Origin of the sequence: Pseudonocardia oroxyli (assembly GCF_900102195.1) — a bacterium.
GTDB lineage: Bacteria > Actinomycetota > Actinomycetes > Mycobacteriales > Pseudonocardiaceae > Pseudonocardia > Pseudonocardia oroxyli.
Map to the genome: position 1 here is coordinate 130,390 of NZ_FNBE01000007.1, position 25,248 is coordinate 155,637.

General features: G+C 74.2%; 24 protein-coding genes and 1 pseudogene. 13 read left to right on the forward strand and 12 right to left on the reverse strand.

Going from position 1 to position 25,248, the window contains the following annotated elements; translation table 11 throughout:
• Nucleotides 1-3: 3 nt before the first annotated feature.
• Both surE and BLS43_RS29960 read left to right on the forward strand, forming a co-directional pair.
• The gene (gene surE, locus BLS43_RS12665) at nucleotides 4-759 is read left to right on the forward strand and encodes a 5'/3'-nucleotidase SurE (RefSeq protein WP_093083589.1); all 756 of its coding nucleotides are present in this window, start codon (nucleotides 4-6) and stop codon (nucleotides 757-759) included.
• A 147-nt stretch (nucleotides 760-906) separates the two neighbouring features.
• Nucleotides 907-1,077, forward strand: coding sequence for a hypothetical protein (locus BLS43_RS29960; protein WP_176921299.1), 171 nt, complete (start codon nucleotides 907-909; stop codon nucleotides 1,075-1,077).
• 14 nt (nucleotides 1,078-1,091) lie between these two features.
• Here BLS43_RS29960 and BLS43_RS12670 read toward each other — a convergent pair whose 3' ends face one another.
• Entirely contained in the window at nucleotides 1,092-1,481 is a 390-nt protein-coding gene (locus BLS43_RS12670) for a hypothetical protein (protein ID WP_093083192.1), read from the reverse strand.
• 89 nt (nucleotides 1,482-1,570) lie between these two features.
• Nucleotides 1,571-2,707: an acyl-CoA dehydrogenase family protein gene (locus BLS43_RS12675; protein ID WP_093083195.1), complete on the reverse strand. Its 1,137-nt coding sequence runs from the start codon at nucleotides 2,705-2,707 to the stop codon at nucleotides 1,571-1,573.
• 74 nt (nucleotides 2,708-2,781) lie between these two features.
• Between BLS43_RS12675 and BLS43_RS12680 the strand changes: the two genes are divergently transcribed.
• Entirely contained in the window at nucleotides 2,782-3,450 is a 669-nt protein-coding gene (locus BLS43_RS12680) for a winged helix-turn-helix domain-containing protein (protein WP_093083197.1), read from the forward strand.
• A gap of 13 nt (nucleotides 3,451-3,463) precedes the next feature.
• On the opposite strand, the gene BLS43_RS32005 is transcribed toward BLS43_RS12680, so the two are convergent.
• A complete protein-coding gene (locus BLS43_RS32005) occupies nucleotides 3,464-4,147 on the reverse strand; it encodes a sensor histidine kinase (protein WP_425438543.1) in 684 nt (227 codons plus the stop codon).
• A 96-nt stretch (nucleotides 4,148-4,243) separates the two neighbouring features.
• Nucleotides 4,244-5,281, reverse strand: a pseudogene (locus BLS43_RS32010) (histidine kinase dimerization/phospho-acceptor domain-containing protein); the annotation flags it as partial.
• Here BLS43_RS32010 and BLS43_RS12690 point away from each other — a divergent pair.
• Entirely contained in the window at nucleotides 5,258-5,827 is a 570-nt protein-coding gene (locus BLS43_RS12690; RefSeq protein WP_093083203.1) for an SACE_7040 family transcriptional regulator, read from the forward strand. The pseudogene BLS43_RS32010 and the gene BLS43_RS12690 overlap by 24 nt on opposite strands.
• Here BLS43_RS12690 and BLS43_RS12695 read toward each other — a convergent pair.
• Nucleotides 5,756-7,741, reverse strand: a complete 1,986-nt coding sequence (locus BLS43_RS12695; protein WP_093083206.1) for a heavy metal translocating P-type ATPase — start codon at nucleotides 7,739-7,741, stop codon at nucleotides 5,756-5,758. The genes BLS43_RS12690 and BLS43_RS12695 overlap by 72 nt on opposite strands.
• 91 nt (nucleotides 7,742-7,832) lie before the next feature.
• Between BLS43_RS12695 and BLS43_RS12700 the strand changes: the two genes are divergently transcribed.
• Entirely contained in the window at nucleotides 7,833-8,153 is a 321-nt protein-coding gene (locus BLS43_RS12700; protein ID WP_176921301.1) for an ArsR/SmtB family transcription factor, read from the forward strand.
• A 4-nt stretch (nucleotides 8,154-8,157) separates the two neighbouring features.
• Here the strand turns inward: BLS43_RS12700 and BLS43_RS12705 are convergent, their stop codons facing one another.
• Entirely contained in the window at nucleotides 8,158-9,501 is a 1,344-nt protein-coding gene (locus tag BLS43_RS12705; RefSeq protein WP_093083592.1) for a protein adenylyltransferase SelO, read from the reverse strand.
• 22 nt (nucleotides 9,502-9,523) lie between these two features.
• Nucleotides 9,524-11,152 (reverse strand): phosphoenolpyruvate--protein phosphotransferase, encoded by a 1,629-nt coding sequence (locus tag BLS43_RS12710; protein WP_093083212.1) that lies wholly within the window; start codon nucleotides 11,150-11,152, stop codon nucleotides 9,524-9,526.
• 108 nt (nucleotides 11,153-11,260) lie between these two features.
• Here BLS43_RS12710 and BLS43_RS12715 point away from each other — a divergent pair, with 108 nt between their 5' ends.
• The 7 genes from BLS43_RS12715 to BLS43_RS29370 all read left to right on the forward strand — a co-directional run bounded on the left by BLS43_RS12715 (nucleotide 11,261) and on the right by BLS43_RS29370 (nucleotide 19,241).
• The gene (locus BLS43_RS12715; protein WP_093083215.1) at nucleotides 11,261-12,022 is read left to right on the forward strand and encodes a DeoR/GlpR family DNA-binding transcription regulator; all 762 of its coding nucleotides are present in this window, start codon (nucleotides 11,261-11,263) and stop codon (nucleotides 12,020-12,022) included.
• Nucleotides 12,019-12,954 (forward strand): 1-phosphofructokinase, encoded by a 936-nt coding sequence (gene pfkB / locus BLS43_RS12720; protein ID WP_093083218.1) that lies wholly within the window; start codon nucleotides 12,019-12,021, stop codon nucleotides 12,952-12,954. Before BLS43_RS12715 ends, pfkB begins: the two co-directional genes overlap by 4 nt.
• Complete coding sequence (locus BLS43_RS12725; protein WP_093083220.1) at nucleotides 12,951-13,403, forward strand: PTS sugar transporter subunit IIA; 453 nt, start codon at nucleotides 12,951-12,953, stop codon at nucleotides 13,401-13,403. Before pfkB ends, BLS43_RS12725 begins: the two co-directional genes overlap by 4 nt.
• Nucleotides 13,400-14,854 carry a PTS fructose transporter subunit IIC gene (locus BLS43_RS12730; RefSeq protein ID WP_093083222.1) on the forward strand — a complete coding sequence of 485 codons (1,455 nt, stop codon included), beginning with the start codon at nucleotides 13,400-13,402 and terminating at the stop codon, nucleotides 14,852-14,854. Before BLS43_RS12725 ends, BLS43_RS12730 begins: the two co-directional genes overlap by 4 nt.
• Nucleotides 14,855-14,868: 14 nt before the next feature.
• A complete protein-coding gene (locus BLS43_RS12735; RefSeq protein WP_093083225.1) occupies nucleotides 14,869-15,141 on the forward strand; it encodes an HPr family phosphocarrier protein in 273 nt (90 codons plus the stop codon).
• 187 nt (nucleotides 15,142-15,328) lie between these two features.
• Nucleotides 15,329-18,079, forward strand: a complete 2,751-nt coding sequence (ppc, locus tag BLS43_RS12740; RefSeq protein WP_093083228.1) for a phosphoenolpyruvate carboxylase — start codon at nucleotides 15,329-15,331, stop codon at nucleotides 18,077-18,079.
• Between the two features lie 76 nt (nucleotides 18,080-18,155).
• Entirely contained in the window at nucleotides 18,156-19,241 is a 1,086-nt protein-coding gene (locus BLS43_RS29370; RefSeq protein ID WP_143030024.1) for a DICT sensory domain-containing protein, read from the forward strand.
• A gap of 15 nt (nucleotides 19,242-19,256) precedes the next feature.
• Here the strand turns inward: BLS43_RS29370 and BLS43_RS12750 are convergent, their stop codons facing one another.
• Together BLS43_RS12750 and BLS43_RS12755 are read right to left on the reverse strand one after the other, a co-directional pair.
• The gene (locus BLS43_RS12750) at nucleotides 19,257-20,804 is read right to left on the reverse strand and encodes an adenylate/guanylate cyclase domain-containing protein (RefSeq protein WP_093083231.1); all 1,548 of its coding nucleotides are present in this window, start codon (nucleotides 20,802-20,804) and stop codon (nucleotides 19,257-19,259) included.
• Nucleotides 20,805-20,867: 63 nt separating this feature from the next.
• Nucleotides 20,868-21,473 (reverse strand): hypothetical protein, encoded by a 606-nt coding sequence (locus BLS43_RS12755; protein WP_093083234.1) that lies wholly within the window; start codon nucleotides 21,471-21,473, stop codon nucleotides 20,868-20,870.
• Nucleotides 21,474-21,589: 116 nt separating this feature from the next.
• Here BLS43_RS12755 and BLS43_RS29965 point away from each other — a divergent pair, with 116 nt between their 5' ends.
• On the forward strand, nucleotides 21,590-21,745 hold the full coding sequence (locus tag BLS43_RS29965) for an alpha/beta fold hydrolase family protein (RefSeq protein ID WP_176921303.1): 156 nt from the start codon (nucleotides 21,590-21,592) through the stop codon (nucleotides 21,743-21,745).
• 79 nt (nucleotides 21,746-21,824) lie between these two features.
• On the opposite strand, the gene BLS43_RS12760 is transcribed toward BLS43_RS29965, so the two are convergent.
• Genes BLS43_RS12760 through BLS43_RS12770 form a run of 3 tightly spaced genes read right to left on the reverse strand, consistent with a single transcriptional unit; the run spans nucleotide 21,825 to nucleotide 25,242 of the window.
• Nucleotides 21,825-22,631 carry a MaoC/PaaZ C-terminal domain-containing protein gene (locus BLS43_RS12760; RefSeq protein WP_093083237.1) on the reverse strand — a complete coding sequence of 269 codons (807 nt, stop codon included), beginning with the start codon at nucleotides 22,629-22,631 and terminating at the stop codon, nucleotides 21,825-21,827.
• Entirely contained in the window at nucleotides 22,631-23,971 is a 1,341-nt protein-coding gene (locus BLS43_RS12765) for a 3-oxoacyl-ACP reductase (protein ID WP_093083240.1), read from the reverse strand. The genes BLS43_RS12760 and BLS43_RS12765 overlap by 1 nt, the downstream gene beginning before the upstream one ends.
• Nucleotides 23,968-25,242, reverse strand: a complete 1,275-nt coding sequence (locus BLS43_RS12770) for an acetyl-CoA C-acetyltransferase (RefSeq protein ID WP_093083243.1) — start codon at nucleotides 25,240-25,242, stop codon at nucleotides 23,968-23,970. Before BLS43_RS12770 ends, BLS43_RS12765 begins: the two co-directional genes overlap by 4 nt.
• Nucleotides 25,243-25,248 lie beyond the last annotated feature (6 nt).

A 25,248-nucleotide genomic window follows, 5' to 3' on the forward strand; every position in this document is an offset into this window, starting at 1 on the left:
GGCGTGCGTGCACTGATCACCAACGACGACGGCATCGACTCCCCCGGGCTCGTGGCACTCGCGCGCGGAGCGCTCGCGGCCGGGTTCGAGGTGATAGTCGCGGCCCCGCACGTGGACTCCACCGGCGTGGGCGCGTCGGTGTTCGCCGTGGTCGAGGACCGGCGGGTGCGGGTGCACGAGGCCGCGCTGCCGGGGGTCGACGCACCCGCCTGGTCCGTCGAGGGGCATCCGGCGTTCATCGTGCACTCGGCGTTCGAGGGCTGGTTGGAGCAGGCCCCGGACATCGTGTTGTCCGGCATCAACATCGGCGCGAACGTCGGCCTGTCGGTGATCCACTCCGGCACCGTCGGCGCCGCGCTGACCGCGTCGATGCACGGCTGCTCCGCGCTCGCCACCTCGCTGGACTGCGGGCTCGACGGCGCCGCCGACGCACACTGGGAGGCGGTCGTCGACCTCCTCCCGCGCGCGCTGGAGCTGCTGACGGCCCGGCCCGCGGGCACCGTGCTGTCGCTCAACGCCCCGGACCTCCCGAGCGCCGAGCTCGGCCCGCTGCGGGAGGCCACGCTCGCCTCGGTCGGCGCGGTGCAGGTCCGGATCGCCCACACCGCGGGTGTCGACGGCGCCCCCGCCACCTGGCAGGCCACCGTGACGAGCCCGGACGAGCCGCACGAGCCGGGCACCGACGTCGCCCTCCTGGCGGCCGGGCACCCGACGATCAGCGAGCTCCGCACGGTGTCGGCCGTCCCCGGCCTCCTGTGACACTGAGTCACCGAGAGGTCGCCCCCCGGTGACCGTCAGTACACGGGATGTTCACCTGAGCGGCCGCCGCGGCGCCCTCGAGGAGACGGTGCGCCACGACGCACTCCCGGATCGGGCGTGACCAGTGGCATAGCCCACACTGTGACGATGGGTGACGGGCAGGCACGACACGAGTGGTCCACCCGCTTCGCGCGTTCGGTGGCCGAAGAGATCCGCGGTGGCGTGGCCACCGGCGTCCTGAGCTGGGCGGAGGCCGATCTCCTGCTCGCCCGGCTGCGGATCGTGGTGGAACAGGCCCTGGAGCCGAGCCCGGTCTGACGACCGCGCGCGGCCTAGTGCTCGTCGCCGCCGGTGAGCAGCTCCTCCAACTCGTCCGCGACGTGCACGACGTGCTGGAAGGGGCCGTCGAAGGCCGCCAGCTCCCCCTCGTGCAGCGGGATGGCGTGCCGGAAGACGACCACCCCGTCCTGCGCCACGACCCCGCCGACGGCCTGCTCGCCCGCCGCGGCGAGCAGGTGCGGCAGGTCGAGGTCGGTCAGCTTGCCCACCGGCGAGGCGATCTGCGCACCCGGCTCACCGTCCGCACCGGTGATGCTGCGGACGACGACGAGCTGCGTGCGCTCCCCCGTCGTCGGCAGGTTGAACCACAGCTCGGTGTCGGTCGAGCGCATGATCTCGTACCGCACCCGGACGTAGGACACCAGATCGTCCCAGCTCGCCACGTCTGACCTCCCCGTCGGGCCGGACAGTCCGGCCCTGGCTGAAAACCCGAGGGCGACCCTACCGGTGAGCGACCGACCCGCGTCGAGACCTACCGCAGACCGAGCTCGCGCGCGATCAACATCTTCTGCACCTCGCTGGTGCCCTCGCCGATCTCGAGGATCTTGGCGTCCCGGTAGAACCGCCCGACCGGGTACTCGTTCATGAAGCCGTAGCCGCCGAAGACCTGGGTGGCGTCCCGGGCGTTGTCCATCGCGGCGTTCGAGGAGACCAGCTTGGCGATCGCGGCCTCCTTCTTGAACGGCTCGCCGCGCAGCATCTTCGCCGCCGCGGCGTAGTACGCCAGCCGCGCGGTGTGCGCCCGCGCCTCCATCTCGGCGATCTTGAACTGGATGGCCTGGTACTTGCCGATCGGGTGGCCGAAGGCCTCGCGCTCGTGGGCGTAGCGCACCGACTCGTCGACACAACCCTGCGCCAGACCGACCGAGAGGGCCGCGATGGCGACCCGTCCCTCGTCGAGGATGGACAGGAACTGGGCGTAGCCGCGGCCCTGCTCGCCGAGCAGGTTCTCCCGCGGCACCCGGACGTCGTCGAAGAACAGCTCGCGGGTGTCGCTGGCCGACCAGCCGACCTTGGAGTACTTCTCACTCACCGTGAAACCCGGGGTCCCGGCGGGCACGATGATCGCGGAGATCTCGGTCGGCGAGGTCCGGGCGGTGACCGTGACCAGCGACGTGATGTCGGTGCCGGAGTTCGTGATGAAGCACTTGGACCCGTTGATCACCCACTCGTCGCCGTCGAGCCGGGCGGTGGTGCGGGTGGCGCCCGCATCGGACCCGCCGCCGGCCTCCGTGAGCCCGAACGCGCCCAGCCGCTCGCCCGCCGCGAGCGCGGGCAGCCAGCGGGCCTTCTGCTCGTCCGTGCCGAAGCGGTGGATCGGCATCGCCCCCAGCCCGACGCCCGCCTCCACCGTGATCGCGACCGACGAGTCGACCCGGGCGAGCTCCTCGAGGGCCAGGCAGAGCGCGAAGTAGTCCCCGCCCATACCGCCGTGCTCCTCGGGGAACGGGAGGCCGAACAGGCCCATCGCGCCCATCTTGGCCACGATCTCGTAGGGGAACTCGCCGCGCTCGTAGAACTCCCCGATGACCGGGGCGACCTCCTTCTGCGCGAAGTGCTCCACGGTCGCCCGCAGTGCCGCGTGTTCCTCGCTCAGCTCCAGGTCCATGGGGGCGATGTTAATGAACGTTAACGTCGATCGCCACTCAGGTGCGTCACAGGGGGCTGCCCTACGGTGTCCGGGTGCGCCTGCTGCTGGTCGAGGACGAACGCCCGCTGGCCGAGATGGTCCGGCGCGGCCTCGTGCGCGAGGGCCACAGCGTGGACGTCCGACACGACGGGCCGTCGGGGTTCGACACCGCCCTCCGGGGCGGCTACGACGTGCTGATCCTCGACATCATGCTGCCGGGGCTGTCCGGGTACCGGATCCTCGAGCGGCTGCGCGCGGCCGGCGTCTGGACCCCGGTCCTCATGCTCACCGCGAAGGACGGCGAGTACGACGAGGCGGACGCCTTCGACCTCGGCGCCGACGACTACCTCACCAAGCCCTTCTCCTTCGTCGTCCTGCTGGCCCGGCTGCGGGCGCTGCAGCGCCGCGCGGGAGACGCGCGGCCCGCGGTGCTCACCGTCGGCGACCTGTCCCTGGACCCGGCGCGCCACCGCGTGCACCGCGGCGACACCGAGATCACGCTGACCCCGCGGGAGTTCGGGGTGCTCGAGCACCTGATGCGCCGCGCCGGCGAGGTGGTGACCAAGACCGACATCCTGCGCGCGGTCTGGGACGCCCACTACGACGGCGAGGTCAACGTCGTCGAGGTCTACGTGGGCTACCTGCGCAAGAAGATCGACGCCCCCTTCGACACCCACACCATCGAGACCCTCAGGGGCGTCGGCTACCGCATGGCCGAGTGAGTCCCGGGGTCCGTCACCGCTGGAGGGGCGGGACGACCGGGAGCGGGCCCGTCGGGTTGACGTCCGCCGGGCTGGTCGCGTCGCCGAGGCGGATCGGGGTGGGGCGGGTGGGTCCCGCGTCCGCCGGGTGCGGTCTCGGGCGGCGGGTGGGGCGCGGCACCGGGCGGGTGGGCTGGTCGGGTCCGCCGCCGGTGGGCGTCGGCCGGGTGGGCTGCTCCTCCCCGGTCCACGCGCCGTAGCCGGGTTCCGGCGCCGGGCGCGGGACGGGCGGGCGGTCGTCGTACAGCACGGGCGACGGCTCCGGGTCCGGGTCGGGCACGCCGGCGTCGACCAGCGGGAGCCGGATCCGGAACAGGGCGCCGCCGAGGGGCGAGTCGAGGACCTCGACGGTGCCGTCGTGCGCCGTGACGATCTCCGTGACGATCGCCAGGCCGAGCCCGGCGCCGCCGTCGGCGCGGGCCCGGGCGTCGTCGAGGCGGACGAACCGCTCGAACACCCGCCCGCGGTCCGCGGGGGGCACGCCCGCACCGTCGTCCGCCACGTCCACCACCGCGGACGCGCCGTCCGCGACGAGCGTGACGACCACCCGGGACCGGGCGTGCCTGCGCGCGTTGTCCACCAGGTTCCGCACCGCCCGCACCAGCTGGGCGCGGTCGCCGGAGACCCGCACGGGATCGGCGCGGACCTCCGGATCCACCCCGCCGACGTCCGACGGGCGCCCGCGCTCGGCCTCGACGATCTCGTCGAGGTCGACGTCCTCGCGGTGGGGCTGCAGGCCGCGCTCGTCCGAGCGGGCGAGCAGCAGCAGCCCGTCGACCAGGCGGTCCAGGCGGGCGGCCTCGCCGCGCAGGGTGTGGACGGTGGAGCGGTCCGCCTCGTCGACCGTGCCGTCGAGCAGCTCGAGCCCCGACGCGATGGTCGTCAGCGGGCTGCGCAGCTCGTGGCTGGCGTCCGCGACGAAGCGGCGCTGGATGACCTGGCTGCCCTCCAGCCTGCCGAGCATCTGGTTCATCGTCTCGGCGAGCATGCCCACCTCGTCCCGCGCGGCGGGCACCGGGACGCGTTGGCCCAGGTCGCGGTCGGTCAGCCCGGCCACCCGGGCGCGGATCGCCTCGACCGGACGCAGCGCGCGGCCCGCGAACACGTAGGTGAACCCGCCGACCAGCACCACCAGCACCGGGATGCCGACCAGCACCATCGCCATCACCGTGTCGACCGCCCGGTGCAGGAAGTCCACCGGCTGCGCGGCGAGCACCGTGAAGTGCTGGCCGGTCGGCGGGAACTCGAAGCCCTTCGCGAGCACGAGGACCTCGACGTCCTTGCCCTCGTTCAGCGTGACCCAGGTGTCGACCGTGTCCGTCTCGCCCGGCTGCAGGAGCAGGTCGGACATCAGCGGGTACTCGGGCAGCGGGTCCGAGGAGCCGATGTTCTGGACGTCCGGCTCGTGGTTCGGGTCGGCGTTGTAGTCGGTGACGACCTCGACGTAGTCCGAGCGCTTGCCGGTGGCCAGGATGGCGTTGCGCTTGATGTCGTCCGAGCCCGCGAAGTTCGCCGCCACCCGCTCGCCGAGCTGGGTGGCCTGCTGGTCCGCCGCCGCCATGATCTGCATGCGGAGGAGCGCGTTCAGCCCGAGGACGAGCGCGGCACCGGCCACCACCAGCACCACGGCGACGGTGACGGCCGCGGCGAGCGCGGTCGTCGTCCGCACACCCAGACGCGCGCGCAGCCGGTCCCGCACGCCTGATCCCGGTGCGCGAGCCATGCCGACCAGGGTAAACGCCGACCGCTGTGTATAGGCTGAACGGCCATGGCCGCGCCCCGCAGTGATCATCCCGCGGTCTCCCGCCGGGACCAGATCCTCCGCACGGCCGCGGTCCTGTTCGCCCGGCACGGCTACCACGGGGTCAGCATCGCGGAGCTCGGCGCGGCCGTCGGGATCAGCGGCCCGGGGCTCTACCGGCACTTCCCGGGCAAGGAGGCGCTGCTCGCGGAGCTGCTCGTGGACATCAGCGAGCGGCTGCTCGCCGGGGCCCGGGCGCTCACCGACGGCTCACCCCGCGAGGTGGTGGCCGCCCTCGTCGACTTCCAGCTGGCCTTCGCGTTGCGCGAGCCCGAGCTGATCGTGGTGCAGGACCGCGACCTGGACAACCTGTCCGAGGACGACCGGCGCCGGGTCCGCCGGGTCCAGCGCACCTACGTGGAGATCTGGGTCGACGCGCTGCGCGGGCTGCATCCCACGTGGGGCGCCGAGGAGGCCCGGGTCGCCGCGCACGGGGCGTTCGGGCTGCTCAACTCCACCCCGCACTCACGCCCGGCTCCCCACGACGTCGCGGACGTCCTGCGTCGCATGGCGCTCGCCGCGCTCCTGCCCGGCTGACCATCCCGGCCGGACGAGGATCCGGAGGCCGTTGAGACACACCAGCACGGTCGAGAGCTCGTGCCCCGCGACGCCGAGCGCCAGCGGCAGGGTCCCCACCAGGTCCCAGGTGACCAGCGCGACGATCACCGCCGCGGCGAACGCCAGGTTCGCCCGGGCGATCCGGCGGGCCCGCCGGGCCAGGACGACGAGCGGCGCGAGCGCACCGAGCGGGTCCCGGACCAGCACCCCGTCCGCCGCCTCGACGCTGAGCGTGGCCGCCCCGTCGCCCACGGCCAGCCCGACGTGGGCGCCCGCCAGCAACGGCGCGTCGTTCAGCCCGTCCCCGACGGCGAGGGCCCGCGGGGGCAGGTGCGCGCTCTTCTCCGCGGGGGTCAGCCCGGCACGCACGGCGGTGATCCCGGTCCGCGCCGCGACCGCCCGCGCCGGCCCCTCGGCGTCGCCCGTGAGCAGGGTGGGGGCGCCGACGGTGGTGCGCAGCGCCGCGATCGCCTCCCGCGCCCCGGCCCGGGGCTCGTCGGCGAGCACGAGCACCCCGACCGGCTCCTGGTCCGCCCACACCACGACCGCGGTGTGCCCGTCCCGCTCGGCCCGCTCGACCGCACGTTTCGTGCTCTCGCTGCTGCGCGATCGCGAGTCCTGTGCGCTCAGCGCGGTGCCCGCAACAGCGGGAGCACGACACGTGCCGTCCTGGTCGCCGCTCCTCGGACGACCGACCGTGACCTGCACCCGCGACCCCTCGTACGAGACGAGCGCGGTCACCCCCTCGCCGGGCAGGGCCACCGTGTCGCGCGCGGTCGGGAGGCGCAGCGCCCGGCGTTCGGCCTCCCCCACGACCGCGCGGGCGAGCACGTGTTCCGACCCCTGTTCCGCCGCGGCGGCGAGGGCGAGGACCTCCGACTCGGACCAGCCGTCTCCCGGGACGACCGAGCGCACCTGCGGGCGGCCCGAGGTGACCGTGCCGGTCTTGTCGAGCACCACCGCGTCGACCTCGGCGAGCGCCTCGACGACCCCCGCCTCCTTGAGCAGCACGCCGCGCCGACCCGCGACGGCGATCGCGGCGAGCAGCGGCGGCATGGTCGCGAGCACGATCGCGCACGGCGACGCCACGATCATGAAGGTCATCGCCCGGAGCAGCGCCGCCCGCAGGTCCTCGCCGAGCAGCAGCGGCACCACGAACACGGCGATCGCGGCCGCGACCACGACGACCGAGTACCGCTGCTCCACCCGCTCGACCCACAGCTGGCGATTCGACTTGGTCTCGGCCGCCCGCTCGACCTGCGCGGCGATGCCGGCCACGACCGTCTCGCCCGGGTCGGTGCGCACCCGCACGGTCAGCGCCCCGGTGCCGTTGACCGTGCCCGCGAACACCGGGTCCCCCAGCTCGCGGCGGACCGGCAGCGGCTCGCCCGTGAGGCTCGACGCGTCCACCTCGCTCGTCCCGGACAGCACGACGCCGTCCGCGGGGACCTTCTCCCCCGGCCGCACCAGGACCTCGTCCCCGATCCGGAGGTCGGCGGCCCGCACCCGGGTCTCGACGGTGCCGTCGATCCGGTGGGCGGTCTCGGGGGCGAGGTCGAGCAGACCGGTGATGCTCGCCCGGGTGCGCGCGGTCATGACCGCCTCCAGCGCGCCGGAGCTCGCGAAGATCACGATGAGCAGCGCGCCGTCCAGCCACTGGCCGATCGCCGCGGCCCCGAGCGCGGCGACGATCATGAGGATGTCGACGTCGAGGGTCCGCTCCCGCAGCGCCTGCAGCCCCGACCACGCCGGCTCCCAGCCGCCCGCGACGTAGCAGGCGGCGTAGAGCAGGGCGACCAGCGGCCACGGCGCGCCCAGCAGGTCGGCGGGGACGGCCGCGGCGAACGCGACGAGCGCGAGCACCGCGTGCCGCACCTCGGGGATCGAGAACATGCGTGCCAACATACCTTCGCATTCACGCATACAGGAACCTGCGTGTAGAGACACCTGTGAGACCGCTCAGATGTTCGGTAGACTCCGCACCGTGCACGAGGGCATCCCGGACTTCGCGATGCCGCCCGAGCAGGACGTACGCCGGGCGGCCGACTCCATGCGTCTGCTCGCCGACCCCACCCGGATCAAGATCCTGTGGGCGCTGCTGCAGGGTGAGACGTCCGTGGCCTGCCTCGCCGACCTCGTCGGCGCGGCACCCACCGCGGTGAGCCAGCACCTGGCCAAGCTCCGGCTCGCCGGGCTGGTCGAGGGGCGCCGCGAGGGCACCTACGTCTACTACACCGCGGAGAGCGCGCACGTGCGCGCGCTGCTGAGCGAGGCGCTGGGCCAGGCGGCGAACCGCACCCGCTGAGCGGTCAGGTGCCGCAGAAGGTCACGAAGGGCGTGCCGTCCCCCGGGACGGCATAGCGCTCGAAGCCGGGGCGGACCTCGAAGGGCCGAGTCAGGACCTCGAGCAGCCACTGGAGGGGTTCGAGGTCGCCCGCCACCGCGGCGGTCAGCGCCTCGTCCACGAGGTGGTTGCGGGGGACGTAGACCGGGTTGGCCCGGTCCATCGCCGCCGGGTCGGGGTGCTCGGCCCGCCACCGCGCGAGCCACGGGCCCTCGACGGGGGCGGGGCCGCCACGCAGGTGCTCCGCCAGCCCGCGCATCGTCGCGGTCAGGTCGAGGCGCTGCTCCGTGAGCACGGCGAACAGGTCGTCGAGCAGGGCACCGGGGGCCTCGGCCAGGCCGAGCTTGGCCTGCCAGCCCGCCCGCAGTGCGGTGTCGTAGGCGGCGGTGAAGCCGCGCACGACCTCCGTGGCCCGCTCGACGGCCGCGTCCTGGCTCTCGTCGATCAGCGGGAGCAGCGCTTCGCCCAGCCGGGCCAGGTTCCACTGCAGCACGGCGGGCTGGTTGCCGAAGGCGTAGCGGCCGCCGCGGTCGATGGAGCTGAACACGGTCGCCGGGTCGTAGACGTCCAGGAAGGCGCAGGGGCCGTAGTCGATCGTCTCGCCCGAGATCGTGGTGTTGTCGGTGTTCATCACGCCGTGGACGAACCCGACCTGCATCCAGCGCGCGACGAGCGCGGCCTGCGCCTCGACCACGCGCCGGTAGAAGTCCAGGTAGTCGGTCGACCCGGGGTGGTGGCGGGCGATCGCGTGGTCGGCGAGCCTGCGCAGCAGCGCGACGTCCCCGGTCGCCGCCGCGTACTGGAACGTGCCGACCCGCAGATGGCTCGCGGCGACCCGGGCGAGCACCGCGCCCGGCTCGGGGCCGCGCTCGCGGAGCACCGGCTCCCCCGTCGCGAGGACGGCCAGCGACCGGGTCGTCGGGATGCCGAGGGCGTGCATGGCCTCGCTGACCACGTACTCGCGCAGCATCGGCCCCAGCGGCGCCTTGCCGTCCCCGCCGCGGGCGAACGGGGTCCGCCCGGATCCCTTGAGGTGCAGGTCACGACCGTCCGGCAGCTCGCCGAGCAGCAGGGCGCGGCCGTCACCGAGGCGCGGGCTGTAGTTGCCGAACTGGTGCCCGGCGTAGGCCATCGCGACGCCCTCGCCCAGCAGGTTCTCCGGGGTGACGGCGGCGGGGTCGATCCCGAGCCCGGTGTTGACCAGCACCAGCTGCGCGTCCGGCGCGGGATCGGCCGTCCACGGCACCCCCAGCTCGGGCAGCGCGCGGGCGTAGCCGTTCTCCAGGGCGATGCCGACCGCGGTGCTCATGACCCCGAGGGTACGTGTCGGATCAGCCCCGGGCAGCGGCTCGGGCGGCGGCGGGATCGGGGGCGGCGCAGGCGGCCGCGGCACAGTCCCGACACTGCTCGAGGGTGACCCCGGCCAGGGCCGCGCCGACCGCCGCGAGCGACCCCGAGCCCATCGACAGGCTCGCCACACCCAGGCCGACCAGCACCGTGGCCAGCAGCGGGTCGGCCGCGGCCTCCCCGCACACGCCCACCGGGACCCCGGTCTCCGCCGACGCCTCACCCAGCAGCCGCACCAGCCGCAGCAGGGCGGGCTGCCAGGGGTCGTTGAGCGCGGCGACCGGCCCGGACTGGCGGTCGGCCGCGAACAGGTACTGGGCCAGGTCGTTCGTGCCGACGGACACGAAGTCCACCTCGGCCATGATCTCCCGGGCGGTGAGCACCGCGGCCGGGATCTCGATCATCACGCCCGCGGAGGTGATCCCGTGCGCGCGGCAGCGCTGCACGAAGAACCGGGCCTCCTCGGCCGTCGCGACCATGGGCGCCATGACCTTCAGCTCCGCGCCGGTCTCCTTGGCGGCCGCGGCGAGCCCGGCGAGCTGGCGCTCCAGGACGTCCGCGCCGTTGCCCGGGACGCGCGCGATCCGCAGGCCGCGGACGCCGAGCGCGGGGTTCGGCTCGCCCTCGAGGGTGAGGAACGGCAGGGGCTTGTCCGCGCCCGCGTCGAGGGTCCGGGCGGTCACCGGCCTGCCGGCGAAGGCGCTCAGCACGCCGTCGTAGACCTCGCGCTGGCGCTGTTCGGAGGGTTCCTCGGCGGCGGAGAGGAAGGCCAGCTCGGTGCGGAACAGCCCGACGCCCTCGGCCGCCCGGTCCGCCGCCTGGGCCGCCCCGGCCGCATCCCCGACGTTGGCCAGCAGGGGGACCCGGTGCCCGTCGGCGGTGCGGCCCGTCCCGTCCCACGTCGCCTGCTGGGCGGCGGCGCCCTCGACCCGGGCCTCAGCGGCCGAGGCCACCTCCTCGACGGTCCCGGCCGACCCGTCGACGATCACGTAGTCGCCCAGCGACCGTGCCCCCGCGCAGCCCACCACCGCGGGGATCCCCAGCGAACGCGCCAGGATCGCGGTGTGGCTGGTCGGCCCACCCTGCTCGGTCACCAGGGCGAGGGCGATGCCCGGCTGGAGCCCGGCCGTGTCCGCGGGCGCGAGGTCGGCGGCCACCAGCACGCACGGCTCGGACAGGTCCGCGACGCCCGGCGCGGGCAGGCCCAGCAGTTCGGCGACGATGCGGTCCCGCACGTCCCGCACGTCCGTCGCACGCTCGCCCATGTACCCGCCCATCCCGGCGAGCATGTCCGCGAACCGCGACCCGGCCTCCCACACCGCGCGTGGGGCGGGGAGGCCCTGGGCGACCAGGCCGCGGGCGTTGTCCAGCAGGGCCGGGTCGCCGACCATCGTGATGGTCGCCTCCAGGACCTCCCGCGCGTCCCCGGACGCCGCGTCGGCCCGGGCCTGCAGTCGCGCGGCGACGAGCGACATGGCGGGTCCGATTCGGTCCGCTTCGGTGTCCGGATCGGTGGGAACGGGCCCGAGCGGCGGCTCACCCGGGGCGTCGGCCACCCGAACGACGCGGCCCCCGGCCCGGCCGGGGCTGGCGGGAATGCCCTGTAGCTGCATGAGATCTCCTCGGATGACTTCGCCGTGACCCGTTGACGAACACCAGTAGAACCCACATACTCGGACTCAAGCAAGCGCAATCGGGCAACAATCCGGGAGCATACGAAGATGTACGCAGCGGAGCGGCAGCACTGGCTCCTGACCCGTACCCGTGAGGACGGGCGGGTCGACGTGGCGTCGGTGGCCCAGGAGCTGGACGTCACACCGGAGACGATCCGGCGCGATCTCGGCACCCTGGAGCGACAGGGCCTCGTCCGCCGGGTCCACGGCGGCGCGATCCCCGCCGACCGGCTGGACTTCGAGCCCGCCCTGGGCCAGCGGGACACCCTGGCCAGCCAGGAGAAGGAGCGCATCGCGAAGGCGGCGCTCGCCGAGCTGGAGGGCTGCCTCACCGTGCTGCTCGACGCGGGCACCACCACCGCCCGGCTCGCCCAGACGCTGCCGACGGACCGCGAGATCACCGTGGTCACCAACTCACTGTCCATCGCGTCGATCCTCGCGACCCGGCCGAACGTCATCGTCCGGCTGCTCGGCGGGCGCGTGCGCGGCACCACGATGGCGACCGTCGACGACTGGATGACCGACACCCTGGCCACCCTCACCGTGGACGTCGCGTTCGTCGGGACCAACGGGTTCTCCCCGGAGCGCGGGCTGACCACGCCGGACCCGGCCGAGGCCGCCGCCAAGCGGGCGATGATCGCCGCCGCCCGCCGGACCGTGGTGCTGGCCGACGCCGCGAAGTACGGCACCGACCAGTTCACCCGGTTCGCCCGCCTCGACCAGGTGGACGCGCTGGTCACCGACACCGACCTGGACGACGACGCCGCCGCGGCCATCGAGGCCGCCGGACCGAGAGTGGTACGCGCATGATCGTCACCGTCACACCGAACCCGAGCCTGGACCGCACGGTCGAGGTCCTCCAGCTCCGCCGGGGCGAGGTGCACCGCGCGCAGTCCGGGCGGCTCGACCCGGGCGGCAAGGGCGTCAACGTCTCCCGCGCGCTCACCCGCGCGGGCGTGCCCACCCTCGCCGTGCTGCCCTCGGGCCGGGCGCCGGGCGGGCGCCTGCAGGGCCTGCTCGACGTGCTCGGCGTCCCCGCGGTCACCGTCCCCATCCACGGGGCGACCCGCTCCAACATCACCATCGTCGAGCCGGACGGGACCACGACCAAGCTCAACGAGGCCGGTCCGGTCCTCACCGAGGACGAGATCGCCGAGATCGCCGAACAGGCCGTCGCCCGGTCGCGGGAGGCGTCCTGGCTGGTCAGCTGCGGTTCGTTGCCCGAGGGCATGCCGGTGGACTTCCACGCGACGCTCGTCGCGCGGTCCGCCACCCGGACCGCGGTCGACACCAGCGGCGAGCCGCTCGCCGCCGCCGTCAAGGCGGGCCCCAGGCTGATCAAACCCAACCACGAGGAGCTGGCCGAGCTCGTCGGCCGTTCCCTCGACAGCCTCGGCGACGTGCTCGCCGCGGCCCGTGAGCTCCGCGCCGGAGGCGTCGGCGCGGTCCTCGTCAGCCTGGGTGCCGGTGGCGCCCTGCTGGTCGAGGAGACCGGGGAGTGGCACGCCGCCACCCCACCCGTCGCCGTCCGCAGCACGGTCGGCGCAGGCGACGCGACCCTGGCGGGCTTCCTCGCCGCCGGGGGCACCGGACCGGACGCCCTGGCCCGCGCCGTCGCCTACGGCGCTGCCGCCTGCCGCCTGCCGGGCAGTGAGATGCCCGCACCGCACGAGATCCCCCTCGCCGACGTCCGCGTCGGCACCCCCCAGACCGAGCTCGCACTCACCGGAGACGCCGCATGACCGACCAGCTGATCACCGCCGATCTCGTCGACCTCGACCTGCCGTCGACCAGCCGTCAGGCCGCGGTCACCGCGCTGGCCGAGCGCCTGGCGAAGGCGGGCCGGGTCACCGACCTCGCGCAGTTCCTCGCCGACATCGAGGCCCGCGAGCAGCAGATGGCGACCGGGCTCGAGGGCGGGATCGGGATCCCGCACTGCCGCTCCGCGGCCGTCACCGTGCCGAGCCTGGCGTTCGGCCGCAGCGCCACCGGCGTCGACTTCGGCGCCGAGGACGGGCCGGCCACGCTCGTCTTCATGATCGCCGCCCCCGAGGGCGGGAACACCGACCACATGACGGTCCTGGCCGCCCTGGCCCGCCGCCTGGTCCGCAAGGCCTTCAAGCAGGAACTGCACGACGCGACCGACGCCGCAGCCGTCGCCGACTACATCCAGAAGGAGGTCGGAGCATGAAGCTTCTGGCCGTCACCGCGTGCCCGACGGGGATCGCGCACACCTACATGGCCGCCGAGGCCCTCGAGGTCGCCGCCGAGGAGGCGGGCCACGAGATCGTCGTCGAGACCCAGGGGTCCGCGGGCTCCACGCCGTTCACCCCGGAGCAGCTCGCCGAGGCGGACGCCATCATCCTGGCGGCAGACGTCGAGGTCCGCGACAAGGACCGCTTCGCCCACCTCCCGACCGTCACGAGCGGGGTCAAGAAGGCGATCTCCGGGGCCGACCAGCTGGTCGAGCAGGCCGTCGCCGCCGCGACGGCCGCGCCCGCCGACCGGTCCGCCGAGCCGGTGCTCGCGGTCAAGCAGTCCGGCCCCGGCGCGGCGTCGAAGGTCCGCGGCTGGCTGATGACGGGCGTCTCGTACGTCATCCCGTTCGTCGCCGCGGGCGGCCTGCTGATCGCCCTCGGGTTCGCCCTCGGCGGCTACCAGATCACCGAGGCCCCGAAGGTCACCGAGGGCTTCGACTGGACCTCGCACCTGTCCTGGGCGGCGCTGCTGTTCCAGCTCGGCGCGCTGGCGTTCGGCCTGCTGGTCCCGGTGCTCTCCGGGTTCATCGCCTACGCGATCGCCGACCGGCCCGCCCTCGTCCCCGGCTTCGTCGGCGGACTGGTCGCGGTCCAGACGAGCGCCGGGTTCCTCGGCGGTCTGGTCTCGGGCCTGTTGGCCGGTGGGCTGATCTTCTGGATGAAGAAGTGGAAGGCGCCCAGGGCGATCGCCGGGATCATGCCGGTGCTGGTGCTGCCGCTGATCGGCACCGCGATCGTCGGCGGGATCATGTTCGTGGTCGTCGGGCAGCCGCTGGCCGCCGCCACCGCGGGCCTGACCAACTGGCTCAACGGTCTCTCCGGCTCCAACGCGATCCTGCTCGGCGCCCTGCTGGGCCTGATGATGGCCTTCGACATGGGCGGCCCGGTCAACAAGGCCGCGTACGCCTTCGCCGTCGCCGGGCTGTCCACGCAGTCGCAGACCGCGCTCCTCATCATGGCCGCGGTCATGGCGGCCGGCATGACGCCGCCGCTGGCCCTGGCGCTGGCCACCACGGTCCGCAAGAAGCTGTTCAGCGAGGTCGAGCGGGAGAACGGCCGCGCCGCCTGGCTGCTGGGCGCCTCGTTCATCACCGAGGGCGCGATCCCGTTCGCCGCGGGCGACCCGCTGCGCGTCATCCCGTCGATCATGGCCGGGTCCGCGGTCACCGGCGCGCTGTCCATGGCCTTCGGGTCCACCCTGCGGGCTCCGCACGGCGGTATCTTCGTGATCCCGCTGATCGGGAACCCGTTCGGCTACCTCGTCGCCATCGTCGCCGGGACGCTCGTCTCCGCCGCGCTGGTGATCGCCCTGAAGTCCGTCGGCCAGAAGCAGAAGGCCGCCGCCGAGACCGTCCCCGCGCCGCGCAGTGCGGCCACCGTCTGAGAGGCAGAGACGCCATGGCCGAGCGCCACGTGAAGGTCGGATCGTCCGTGGGGCTGCACGCCCGCCCCGCCAACCTGTTCTGCAAGGCCGCCGGGCAGCAGCCCGCCAAGGTCACCATCGCCGCGGGCGACCGCGGCCCGGTCGACGCCCGCAGCATCCTCTCGGTGCTGGGGCTGGGCGTGGCCTCCGGTGAGGAGGTCGTGCTCGAGGCCGAGGACGGCCCCGGCGCCGAGGAGTCGCTCGACGCCCTGGCCGACCTGCTCGCCCAGGACCTGGACGCCTCCTGAGCGACCCGATCGACCTGCCCGGAGGGCACCCCGCGTGGGGTGCCCTCCGGGCCGCCTTGTTTCGTGCCCGTAACGGGGCGGACCCAGCAATGGCCCCGCCCGTGCGGACGGGGGAGGATCCGCTCCGGAAGTGCCGAAGCCGTTCCCAGCGACGCGAGCGGACCCGACCGACGGACGGAGCCCCACGGTGACCGCGAGCGCCCACCGCCCCGAACTCCTCGCCCCGGACTCGCTGGCCGCCCACTCCGGCGTCGTCTCCGAGTCCGAGCACAGCGCCCTGCGGGCAGACATCCGGCGGCTGTCGACCATGCTCGGCCAGTCGCTCGCGCACCAGGCGGGAGACGAGCTGCTGCAGCTGGTCGAGGAGGTGCGCAAGCTCGCCCGCGAGAACCCCGACGCGGTCACCGAGCGGCTCGCCGGGCTGGACACCGGCACCGCGGTCACCCTGGCCCGGGCCTTCTCGCAGTACTTCCAGCTCGCGAACGTCGCCGAGCAGCTGCACCGCTCCCGCGAGCTGCGGGAGCTGCGCCCGGCCGACCGCCGCCCGCTGCACACCGTCATGGAGCGCCTGGCGGGAGACGCCGACCACGAGGCCGTGCAGGAGGTCCTCGCCCGCGCCCAGCTGCGCCCGGTGTTCACCGCGCACCCGACCGAGGCCTCCCGGCAGTCGGTGCTGGCGATCCTGCGACGGGTGGCCGACGGGCTGGACCAGCAGGCGTCGGACGCCGAGCTGGGCGCGCTCGTCGACCTGCTCTGGCAGACCGACGAGATCCGCCCCGGCCGCCCGACCGTGCTCGACGAGGCCCGCAACGTCGCCTGGTTCATGGAGCGCCTCGGCACGATGACGGTCCCGGACCTGGTGGGGGAGTTCGAGGCGGAGGCGATCGCGCACGGCTTCGAGGTGCCCGCGGACTCGCGGCCGCTGACCCTCGGCGTCTGGGTGGGCGGGGACCGGGACGGGAACCCGAACGTCACCCCGGACGTCACGCGCGAGGTGCTGGAGCTCTACTCCGACCGGGCGCTGCGGATCCACGGCGGGCTGGTCGACCAGCTCATCGGCGAGCTGTCGATCTCCACCAAGGTCATGGGGGTCTCCGAGGAGCTGCGCGGCGCGCTCGCGCGGGACCGCCGGGCGCTGCCCGCGGTGCACGACCGGTTCATCCGGCTCAACCAGTTCGAGCCCTACCGGCTCAAGCTCTCCTACATCGCGGCCAAGCTGGAGAACACCCGCACCCGGATCGCCGAGAAGGGCAGGCACGTCCCCGGCGTCGACTATCTGGGCGTGGCGGACTACCTGGCCGACCTGGGCGTCGTGGACCGCTCGCTGCGGGGGCACCTCGGCGCGCGCATCGCGGGCGGCACGCTGGCCCGCGCGCTGCGGTCGGCGCGGGCGCTGGGCCTGCACCTCGCCGAGCTGGACATCCGCGAGCACGGCCAGAAACACCACGATGCCCTCGGCGCGATCTACGACGCGCTCGGCGAGCTCGACCGGCCGTACGCCGAGCTGAGCCGGGACGAGCGCCGCGAGCTGCTGTCGAAGGAGCTGCAGGGCAACCGCCCGCTCATCCGGCGGCACTACGGGGTGCCCGAGGCCGCCCGGACCGTGATCGCCACGTTCGACATGCTCCACGAGGTCCAGCACGAGTTCGGGCCCGAGGTGGCCCGGACCTACATCGTGTCGATGTGCCAGGACGTCGACGACATCCTCGCCGTGGCCGTGCTGGCCCGCGAGTCCTACATGGTCGAGCTGAAGTCCGACCCCCGGTCCTCGGTGGACCTGGTGCCGCTGTTCGAGACCGTGGAGGAGCTCTCGCAGGCGGGCCACCTGCTCGAGGGGCTGCTCAGCGACCCCGGCTACCGGCAGCACGTCCGCAACCGCGGCGACCTGCAGGAGATCATGCTGGGCTACTCGGACTCCAACAAGGGCGCCGGGATCACCAGCTCGCAGTGGGAGATCCACCGCGCCCAACGCCAGCTGCGGGACACCGCGGCCCGGTTCGGCGTGCGGCTGCGGCTGTTCCACGGCCGCGGCGGCTCGGTCGGGCGCGGCGGCGGGCCCGCGGGCGAGGCCATCGCCTCGGCGCCGTTCGGGTCCGTGGACGCCACGATGAAGCTCACCGAGCAGGGCGAGGTCATCTCCGACAAGTACTCGCTGCCCACCCTGGCGCACGACAACCTGGAGATCCTGCTCGCCGCCATGCTCGACGCGAGCGTGCTGCACACCGAGTCCCGCTGGCCCGACGACACCCTCGCCCGCTGGGACGAGGCCATGACGTGTGTGTCCGAGGCAGGCAAGAAGGCCTACCGGGAGCTCGTCGGGGACCCGCGGCTGCCCGAGTTCTTCACCGCAGCCACCCCGGTCGACGAGCTGGGCAGGCTGAACGTCGGGTCGCGGCCGTCGAAGCGGCCCGGGGCGGACCCGTCGCTGGACGACCTGCGCGCCATCCCCTGGGTCTTCGGCTGGACGCAGACCCGCATGGTCGTCCCGGGGTGGTTCGGCCTGGGCAGCGGCCTGCGGGCCGCCCGCGAGGCGGGCTACGGGGACGTGCTCGACGAGATGCGCGCGTGGGCCTTCTTCGCCAACCTGCTCGGCAACGTCGAGATGACCCTGGCCAAGACGGACCTGCGGATCGCCCAGTACTACGTGTCCACCCTCGTCGAGCCTGGGCAGCAGGAGCTCTTCGAGCGGATCCGCACCGAGCACGCCCGGACCCTGCGGGAGGTCCTGTCCCTCACCGGGGACTCGGTCCTCCTGGAGCGCCACCCGGTGCTGCGCAACACCCTGTCGGTCCGCAACGGCTACCTCGAGCCGCTGCACCACCTCCAGGTCGAGCTCCTGGCCCAGCGCCGCAAGTCGGGCGCGGGGGACGAGGACCTCGAACGCGCCCTCCTCCTGACCATCAACGGCATCGCGGCCGGCATGAAGAACACCGGCTGACGCCCTGTGCGTGGTAAGTGGTGCCAGAGCACCACTTACCACTCACGACCGCAGGGCGGCTACGCTCCGTCGAGTGATGCCTACCAGCGGTGACGACGGGATCTACGGCAAGCGCCTGCTCGTCGACGTCTCGCACGCCATGGAGCGCTTCGCCCTCGCCGCGCCGCCACCGTCGGTCGTGATCGCGATGTTCCAGAAGTACTCGTACTTCGAGCGCGAGGTCGAGATGTACCGCGCGATCGCGGCGACCGGCGCGGTCGTCGTGGTCGGGCTCGCCGAGGACCTCCCGCCCCGGCTCCCGCCCGGGGTCCGGCACGCCCTCGTCGGCGCCGACGACCCGCTCGCCCGCGAGTGGAGCATCACCGTGCTGGGCCCCCACGGCGGCGCGACGCTGGTGGCCACCGACCTCGAGCAGGTCGCGGCCGGGTCGGTGTCGTTGGAGTCCGGCCGCCAGTTCCGCGGTCGCTGGTCCTACCGCCGCGACGACGCCTACCGCGAGATCCTGCGGCTGCGCTCGGCGCTGCCGATGAGCGCCGACACGGTCGCGGCGATCGACGACGTGCTCGCTGAGGTCGTCGCCGTCCCGGAGCCCCAGGCGCAGGGCCGCTGGGACGCGCCGCTGCGGTTCCTCACCGACCGCGCCGACCGTGCCGACCGCCGCCGCATCGCCGCCGAGGCACAGCTCACCGCCCTCCGGGAGAGCGACCGCGACCCGCGGACGGGCCTGCACACCGTCCGGTTCCTCGAGCGCTGGACCCGCGGGCTGGGCGAGGGCACGCTGCCGATCGGCCTGGTGCTGCTGCGCGTCCTCGGTGTGTCCCAGGTCCGCGCCCAGCACGGGCTGCGCGCCGAGCTGGCCGCGCTGCAGGGGGTGGCGAGCTCGGTCGGGAGCATGCTCGGGGACGTCGACACCGTGGTGCGGATGGGCCGGGACGACTTCCTCGCCGTCCTGCCCTCCTGGACCCGGGACGACGTCGCGCGCTTCGGCGAGGAGGCCTGCGCCCGGATGGGCGAGCTCGCCCACCACTACCCGTTCGTCGAGCTGCCCGGCGTGGCGGCGGCGACCGTCACCCGCCGCCGTCCCCTCCCGATCCCGCAGCTCGCCCACCAGGTCGCCGGCGCCTCCCGCACCCGCCAACCCCTCCGCGTCCTGGCGGGCTGACGGCCGAGTTGAACCTCAGGGCTGTTCGATCATGCCCGGGACGTGCCTGAGGTTCAGCTCGGCGCGGGGGGTGGCGATCTCGGTGGGTGCGTTGCGGCCGCGGAGCACGACCGGCTCGCCGCGGACCCAGCGCTGCGACTCGGCCTCGTCGGCGAGATCCAGTGCCGCGCCGGAGGCGACCACGCCGCCGCGCGACTTGGCCAGGTCGGTGAGCCGCGCCGCCTCGTTCACCGGGTCGCCGATCACCGTGTACTCGTAGCGCCGCGGGTCGCCGACGTTTCCCGCGACGGCGTCCCCCGCGGACACGCCGATCCCCGCGGCCGTCTCCGGCATCCGGGCCGCGAGCTGGTCGGCCAGCTCACGGGCCGCGGCCAGGGCGCACCCCGCGGGGTCCCGGACGGGCGTGGGCGCGCCGAACACCGCCAACGCGGCGTCCCCCTCGAACTTGTTGATCCAGCCGCCGTGCCGCTCCACGGACTCGACGACGATCGCGAAGAACCGGTTGAGGACGTCCACCACCTCGGCGGGCGGGCGCTCGGCGGCCATCGCCGTGGACCCGACGAGGTCGACGAAGAGCACCGCGACCCGGCGCACCTCGCCACCCAGCTCGCTCCCGTCCGCGGCCGCGGCCGCCCGCGCGACGTCCTCCCCGACGTGGCGGCCGAACAGGTCGCGGATCCGCTCCCGCTCGCGCAGCCCCTCGACCATCGTGTTGAACCCGGCCTGCAGCCGCCCCAGCTCCGTGTGGTCGTAGACCGGGACCGAGACCTCCAGGTCACCCTGCTCCACGCGCTGCATCGCCCGCCGCACCGCGATCACGGGGTCGGCGGCGGCGCGGGCGGCGCCGATCGTCGTCAGGATGCCGGCGAAGAGCGCGGCGGTGCCGATCGCGAGGATCATCACCGCCAGCCGGTCGACGGTGACGTCCTGGAACACGAGGGCGGACACCCCGCCGAGCAGCAGCCCGATCACGGGGACCGCGGTGCCGAGCGCCCAGAACAGGACCGGCCGCAGCAGCACGCCGGGCAGCGCGCGGCTGCGCGGCGGCTGCCCGGCGAGGATCACCGACGCGGGGCCGCGCAGGATCCGCTCACTGAGCAAGTAGGACAACGCGACCGTGGCGATCCCACCGACGGTGATCGTCTCCGCGACCGAGAGCGCGAGCCGCCAGGAGAACCGCAGGTTGACCAGTCCGAACAGGACGACCGCTCCGCCCCACAGGACGGCGAGCATCACGACGAGCCGCAGCGGGCCGTAGAGGACGATGCGCCGCGCCCGCCGCCCGGGGTCCCGGCGTGCGGCCCGCCCCCGGAGCCGGAAGATCCGGCGCCCCAGCAGGATCCCGACCGGGGTGGCGAGCAGCAGGTACCCGATGACCAGCGCGGTGTTCAGCAGTCGGACGGCGGTGACGTCCGCGACCTGCCCCTGCGGGACGACCCACGCCGACAGCGCGAACACGATCGCCGCCCCGCCGAAGTTCGCCACGACGACGGACACGGCGAGCAGCAGCCGCACCGACAGCCCCAGCACGTACCCGCCGGGCCGCAACGCTGGGTCCGTCATGCGCGGAGTGTAGGCCGAACGGGCGACAGGCCCGCGCCGACGGTCGGCGCGGGCCCGGGTGGATCAGGAGGAGGGGGTGCAGGCGTTCATCTTGTCCAGGTCGGAGCCCGCGCGCTGGAGGCACTCGCTGTAGGAGGTCAGCTGGTCCGAGGTCTGCTGGAGGTGGTCCGACAGCTCGCTCACCGCCGTGAAGAACACGATCGCGCCCCAGACCGCCAGCGCCAGCGCCAGGACGCCCGCCGCCAGCCCGGACCAGGTCAGCCCCTTGGACGCCGCACCCCGCTTCGCCCGGCCCAGCGAGGCCAGCGCGAGCGGGACGGCCACCACGGCGAGCACCCCCGCGACCCAGAACGTGAGCGGGATGAACCCGAACAGGATCCCGACGATCCCGCAGATCAGGGCCGCGAGCGCGAGCCCGTTGCGCACGACGGGCGCCGGAGCCTGCGGCGCGTACCGTGGCTGGGCGAACTGCGGCGGCGCGTACTGCGGCGGGATCTGCTGGTATCCCTGCGGCGCCTGGTTCCACCCGGGCTGGGGCGGCGGAGCCCACTGCGGCTGCTGCGGGGTCTGCTGCGGGGTCTGCTGACCCTGCGGCCCACCCTGGAAGCCGAACGGCGCCGAGGACTGCGGGGAGCCGTGCTGCGGCCGCGGGCCGTTCTGCATCGTCATGCTGCGTACGTCGAGCCGATCTCGAACGCCATTACGCCGCGGCCGCGGTCCGCGAGAGGGAGAGCGGCTGGCGCACCGCCCTCGACCCGCGCGCCTTCGGCGTCGGCGACCCGGAGGTGTCCGCCCTGCTCGCCGCGGCGCGGGGCCCGGTCCGCCTCGCCCGGGGCGAGCACGACCCGATGGTCACCACCGCGCACCCGACGGTCCTGGACGGCCTGGGCCACAACGCCCACGTCGAGCAGCCCGCAGCCGTGGCGGCCCTGCTCGGCTGACCGGTCAGCGCCCACGACCCGTGAGTGGCGATAGTCGCTATGGCGACTATCGCCACTCACGGGTTCGGTGGGGTGGCGGTCAGCGCACCGAACCCGCCAGGTGCACGCCGGCGCGGCTGCGGACGGCGAGGTCCCAGCCCCCGTCCACCCGCTCGGTCACCAGCTCCGGGCGCGAGGGCAGGAGCAGCGGCTTGCGGAACAGGACCGTGTAGGTGAGGGCCTCCGGCAGCCTGCCCTGCAGCGCGGCCAGGGCGTGGGCGGCGGTCCACATGCCGTGGGCGATGGTGCGCGGGAACCCGAAAGCCTTGGCGGTCAACGGGTTCAGGTGGATGGGATTGACGTCCCCGCTGACCGCCGCGTACCGCCTGCCGAGGTCCGCGCCGAGCGCCCAGGACGCCGCGGCGGGGCCCTCCGGGGTCGCCACCTCCGGCAGCTCGCCGGCCACACCGGTCGGTGCGTGGGCGCCGCGGGCGAGGTAGGTCGAGCGGCCCTCCCACACCACGGTGTCGCCCGCGGAGACCGCCGAGACGAGATCGACCTGCGCGCCCCGCGCGTGGGCGGCGAACCGCTCGGCGTGCACCCGCACGTCGAGCTCCTCGCCGAGACCGATCGCGCGGTGCAGGGTGATCGCGTTCGCGACGTGCACCAGGCCGGGCAGGGCGAGCGGGAAGGACCGCGCCGCCATCAGCTCCATCTGCAACCCGAACGCCAGGACGTGCGGGAACGTGGCGGGCAGGACGTCGGACAGCGGGAACCCGCAGACCGCCGCGTAGTCCGCGACCCGCCCCACCGTGGGCCGCACCGTCCGCGTGCGCACGGTGTCCGGCAGCGACGAGGGCCGGGGCAGGACCGCCCCGGCGGCCGCCTTGGCGTACAAGCCGATCATCAGGCCCCGATCATCGACTGGCCGCACACGCGGACGACCTGACCGTTCACCCCGCCGGACGCGGCCTGGCCGAGCCAGCCGATCGTCTCCGCGACGTCGACCGGCAGGCCGCCCTGGCGCAGCGAGTTGATCCGGCGGCCGCCCTCGCGCGTGGCGACGGGCATCGTCGCGGTCATCGCGGTCTCGATGAACCCGGGCGCCACGGCGTTCACCGTGATCCCCCGCGGGGCCACGACCGGCGCCAACGCGCGCACCATGCCGATGATCCCGGCCTTGGACGCGACGTAGTTGGCCTGGCCGCGGTTGCCCGCGATCCCGCTCTGCGAGGACACGCTCACGATGCGCGCGCCGTCGCCGAGCAGGGCGGAGTCCAGCAGCGCCTCGGTGATCCGCAGCTGGGCGCGCAGGTTCACGTTCAGCACGGAGTCCCAGCGCTCGGCGTCCATGTTGGCCAGCAGCTTGTCGCGGGTGATGCCGGCGTTGTGCACCAGCAGGTCCAGCCTGCCGAACCGTTCGGTGAGGAAGGCGACCAGCCGGGCGGGCGCGTCCTCGGCGGTGATGTCCAGCTGCAGCGCCGTGCCCCCGGTGCGGTTCGCGACCGCCACCAGGCTCTCCCCGGCCGCCGGGATGTCGACGGCGACCACGCGCGCCCCGTCGCGGGCGAGGGTGTCCGCGATGGCCGCGCCGATGCCCCGCGCGGCGCCGGTGACCACGGCGACGCGGCCGTCGAGCCGCTTCTCGGTGGGCGAGTCCAGCGCGGGCGGGTCCTGCGGCGATCCGACCGGGACGCCGACATGGACGACCTGGCCGTCCACATAGGCCGACCGCGCGGAGAGGAAGAACCGCACGGAGCTGTCGACGGCGGCGGGGGTGGCCTCGGCGTCGACGACCAGCAGGTTCGCGGTCGCCCCGGCCCGGGCCTCCTTGGCGATCGTGCGGACCAGCCCGTCGAGGGCCTGCGCGACCGCCGCCGCCTCGACGCCCGACGCCTCGGACGGCGACGGGCCGAGCAGCAGCACCCGCCCCGACGGGGCGAGCGCCCGGACCGCGGGCTGCAGGACCGCACGGGCGGCGGCGAGGTCGTCCAGCGTGGTCGCGTCGGTCAGGTCGACGACGACGGCGGCGACCCGGCCCTCCCCCACCTCGTCGACGACCGTGCCCCCCTCCTCGGTGACGAGCGCGGCGACGGACTTCGCGAACCGTCCCGAGCCCGCGACGAGCGCGGGCCCGTCGAGCAGCGGCTGCCCCGGCGCGTACCGGCGCAGCACCGGGATCCGCGGCACCCCGAGGCGCTTGGCGATCCCGCCGTTGGAGAAGTCCCGGAACCTGTCGTTGCTCATGCGGCCGCCTCCAGGATCGCCACGACACCCTGCCCGCCCGCGGCGCAGATCGAGATCAGGCCGCGCCCGGAACCCTTCTCGTGCAACAGCTTCGCCAGCGTGGACACGATCCGACCGCCGGTGGCGGCGAACGGGTGGCCCGCCGCCAGCGAGGACCCCGCGACGTTGAGCCGGGAGCGGTCGATCGAGCCCAGCGGCGCGTCGAGGCCCAGCCGCTCCTTGGCGAAGCCCGGGTCCTCCCACGCGGCGAGGGTGGCGAGCACCGTGGAGGCGAAGGCCTCGTGGATCTCGTAGAAGTCGAAGTCCTGCAAGGTGAGCCCGTTGCGCTCCAGCAGCCGCGGCACGGCGTAGACCGGCGCGGTGAGCAGCCCGTCGCGGCCGTGCACGTAGTCGACGGCCGCGGTCTCGGCGTCGACGAACCGCGCGAGCACCGGGAGGTTGTGCGCGGCCGCCCACTCGTCGGAGCCCAGCAGCGTCAGGGCCGCGCCGTCCGTCAGCGGCGTCGAGTTGCCCGCCGTCATCGTCGCGCCGTCGCCCTTGCCGAACACCGGCGTCAACCGCGCCAGCTTCTCGACGGTGGAGTCGGGCCGCAGGTTGTCGTCCCGGGTCAGACCCAGGTACGGGGTGACGAGATCGTCGAAGAAGCCGCGGTCGTAGGCGGCGGCGAGGTGCTGGTGGGACAGGGCGGCGAGCTCGTCCTGCGCCTCGCGGGACACCCCCCACTCGCGGGCCGTGATCGCCGCGTGCTCCCCCATGGACAGGCCGGTGCGGGGCTCGGAGTTCTGCGGGATCTCCGGCACGATCTGGCCGGGGCGCAGCTTGCCCAGCAGCTTCAGCCGCTGCTGGAGCGTGCGTGCGCCGTTGAGTGCCACGAGGACCTTGCGCAGGTCCTCGTTGACGGCGATGGGCGCGTCGGACGCCGTGTCCACGCCGCCCGCGACGCCGCTCTCGATCTGCCCGAGCGCGATCTTGTTGGCCACCGCGATGGTCGCCTCGAGGCCGGTGCCGCACGCCTGCTGGATGTCATAGGCGGGCGTCGACGGGGCGAGCCGCGACCCCAGCACCGCCTCGCGGGTGAGGTTGAAGTCCCGGGAGTGCTTGAGCACCGCCCCGGCGACCACCTCGCCCAGCCGCTCGTCCGCCAGCCCGAAGCGGGCCACCAGACCGTCCAGCGTGGTCGTCAGCATGTCCAGGTTGGACGCCCGCGCGTACTTGCCGTTCGCGCGTGCGAAGGGGATCCGGTTGCCCCCGATCACCGCAGCCTTGCGCATGGAGTC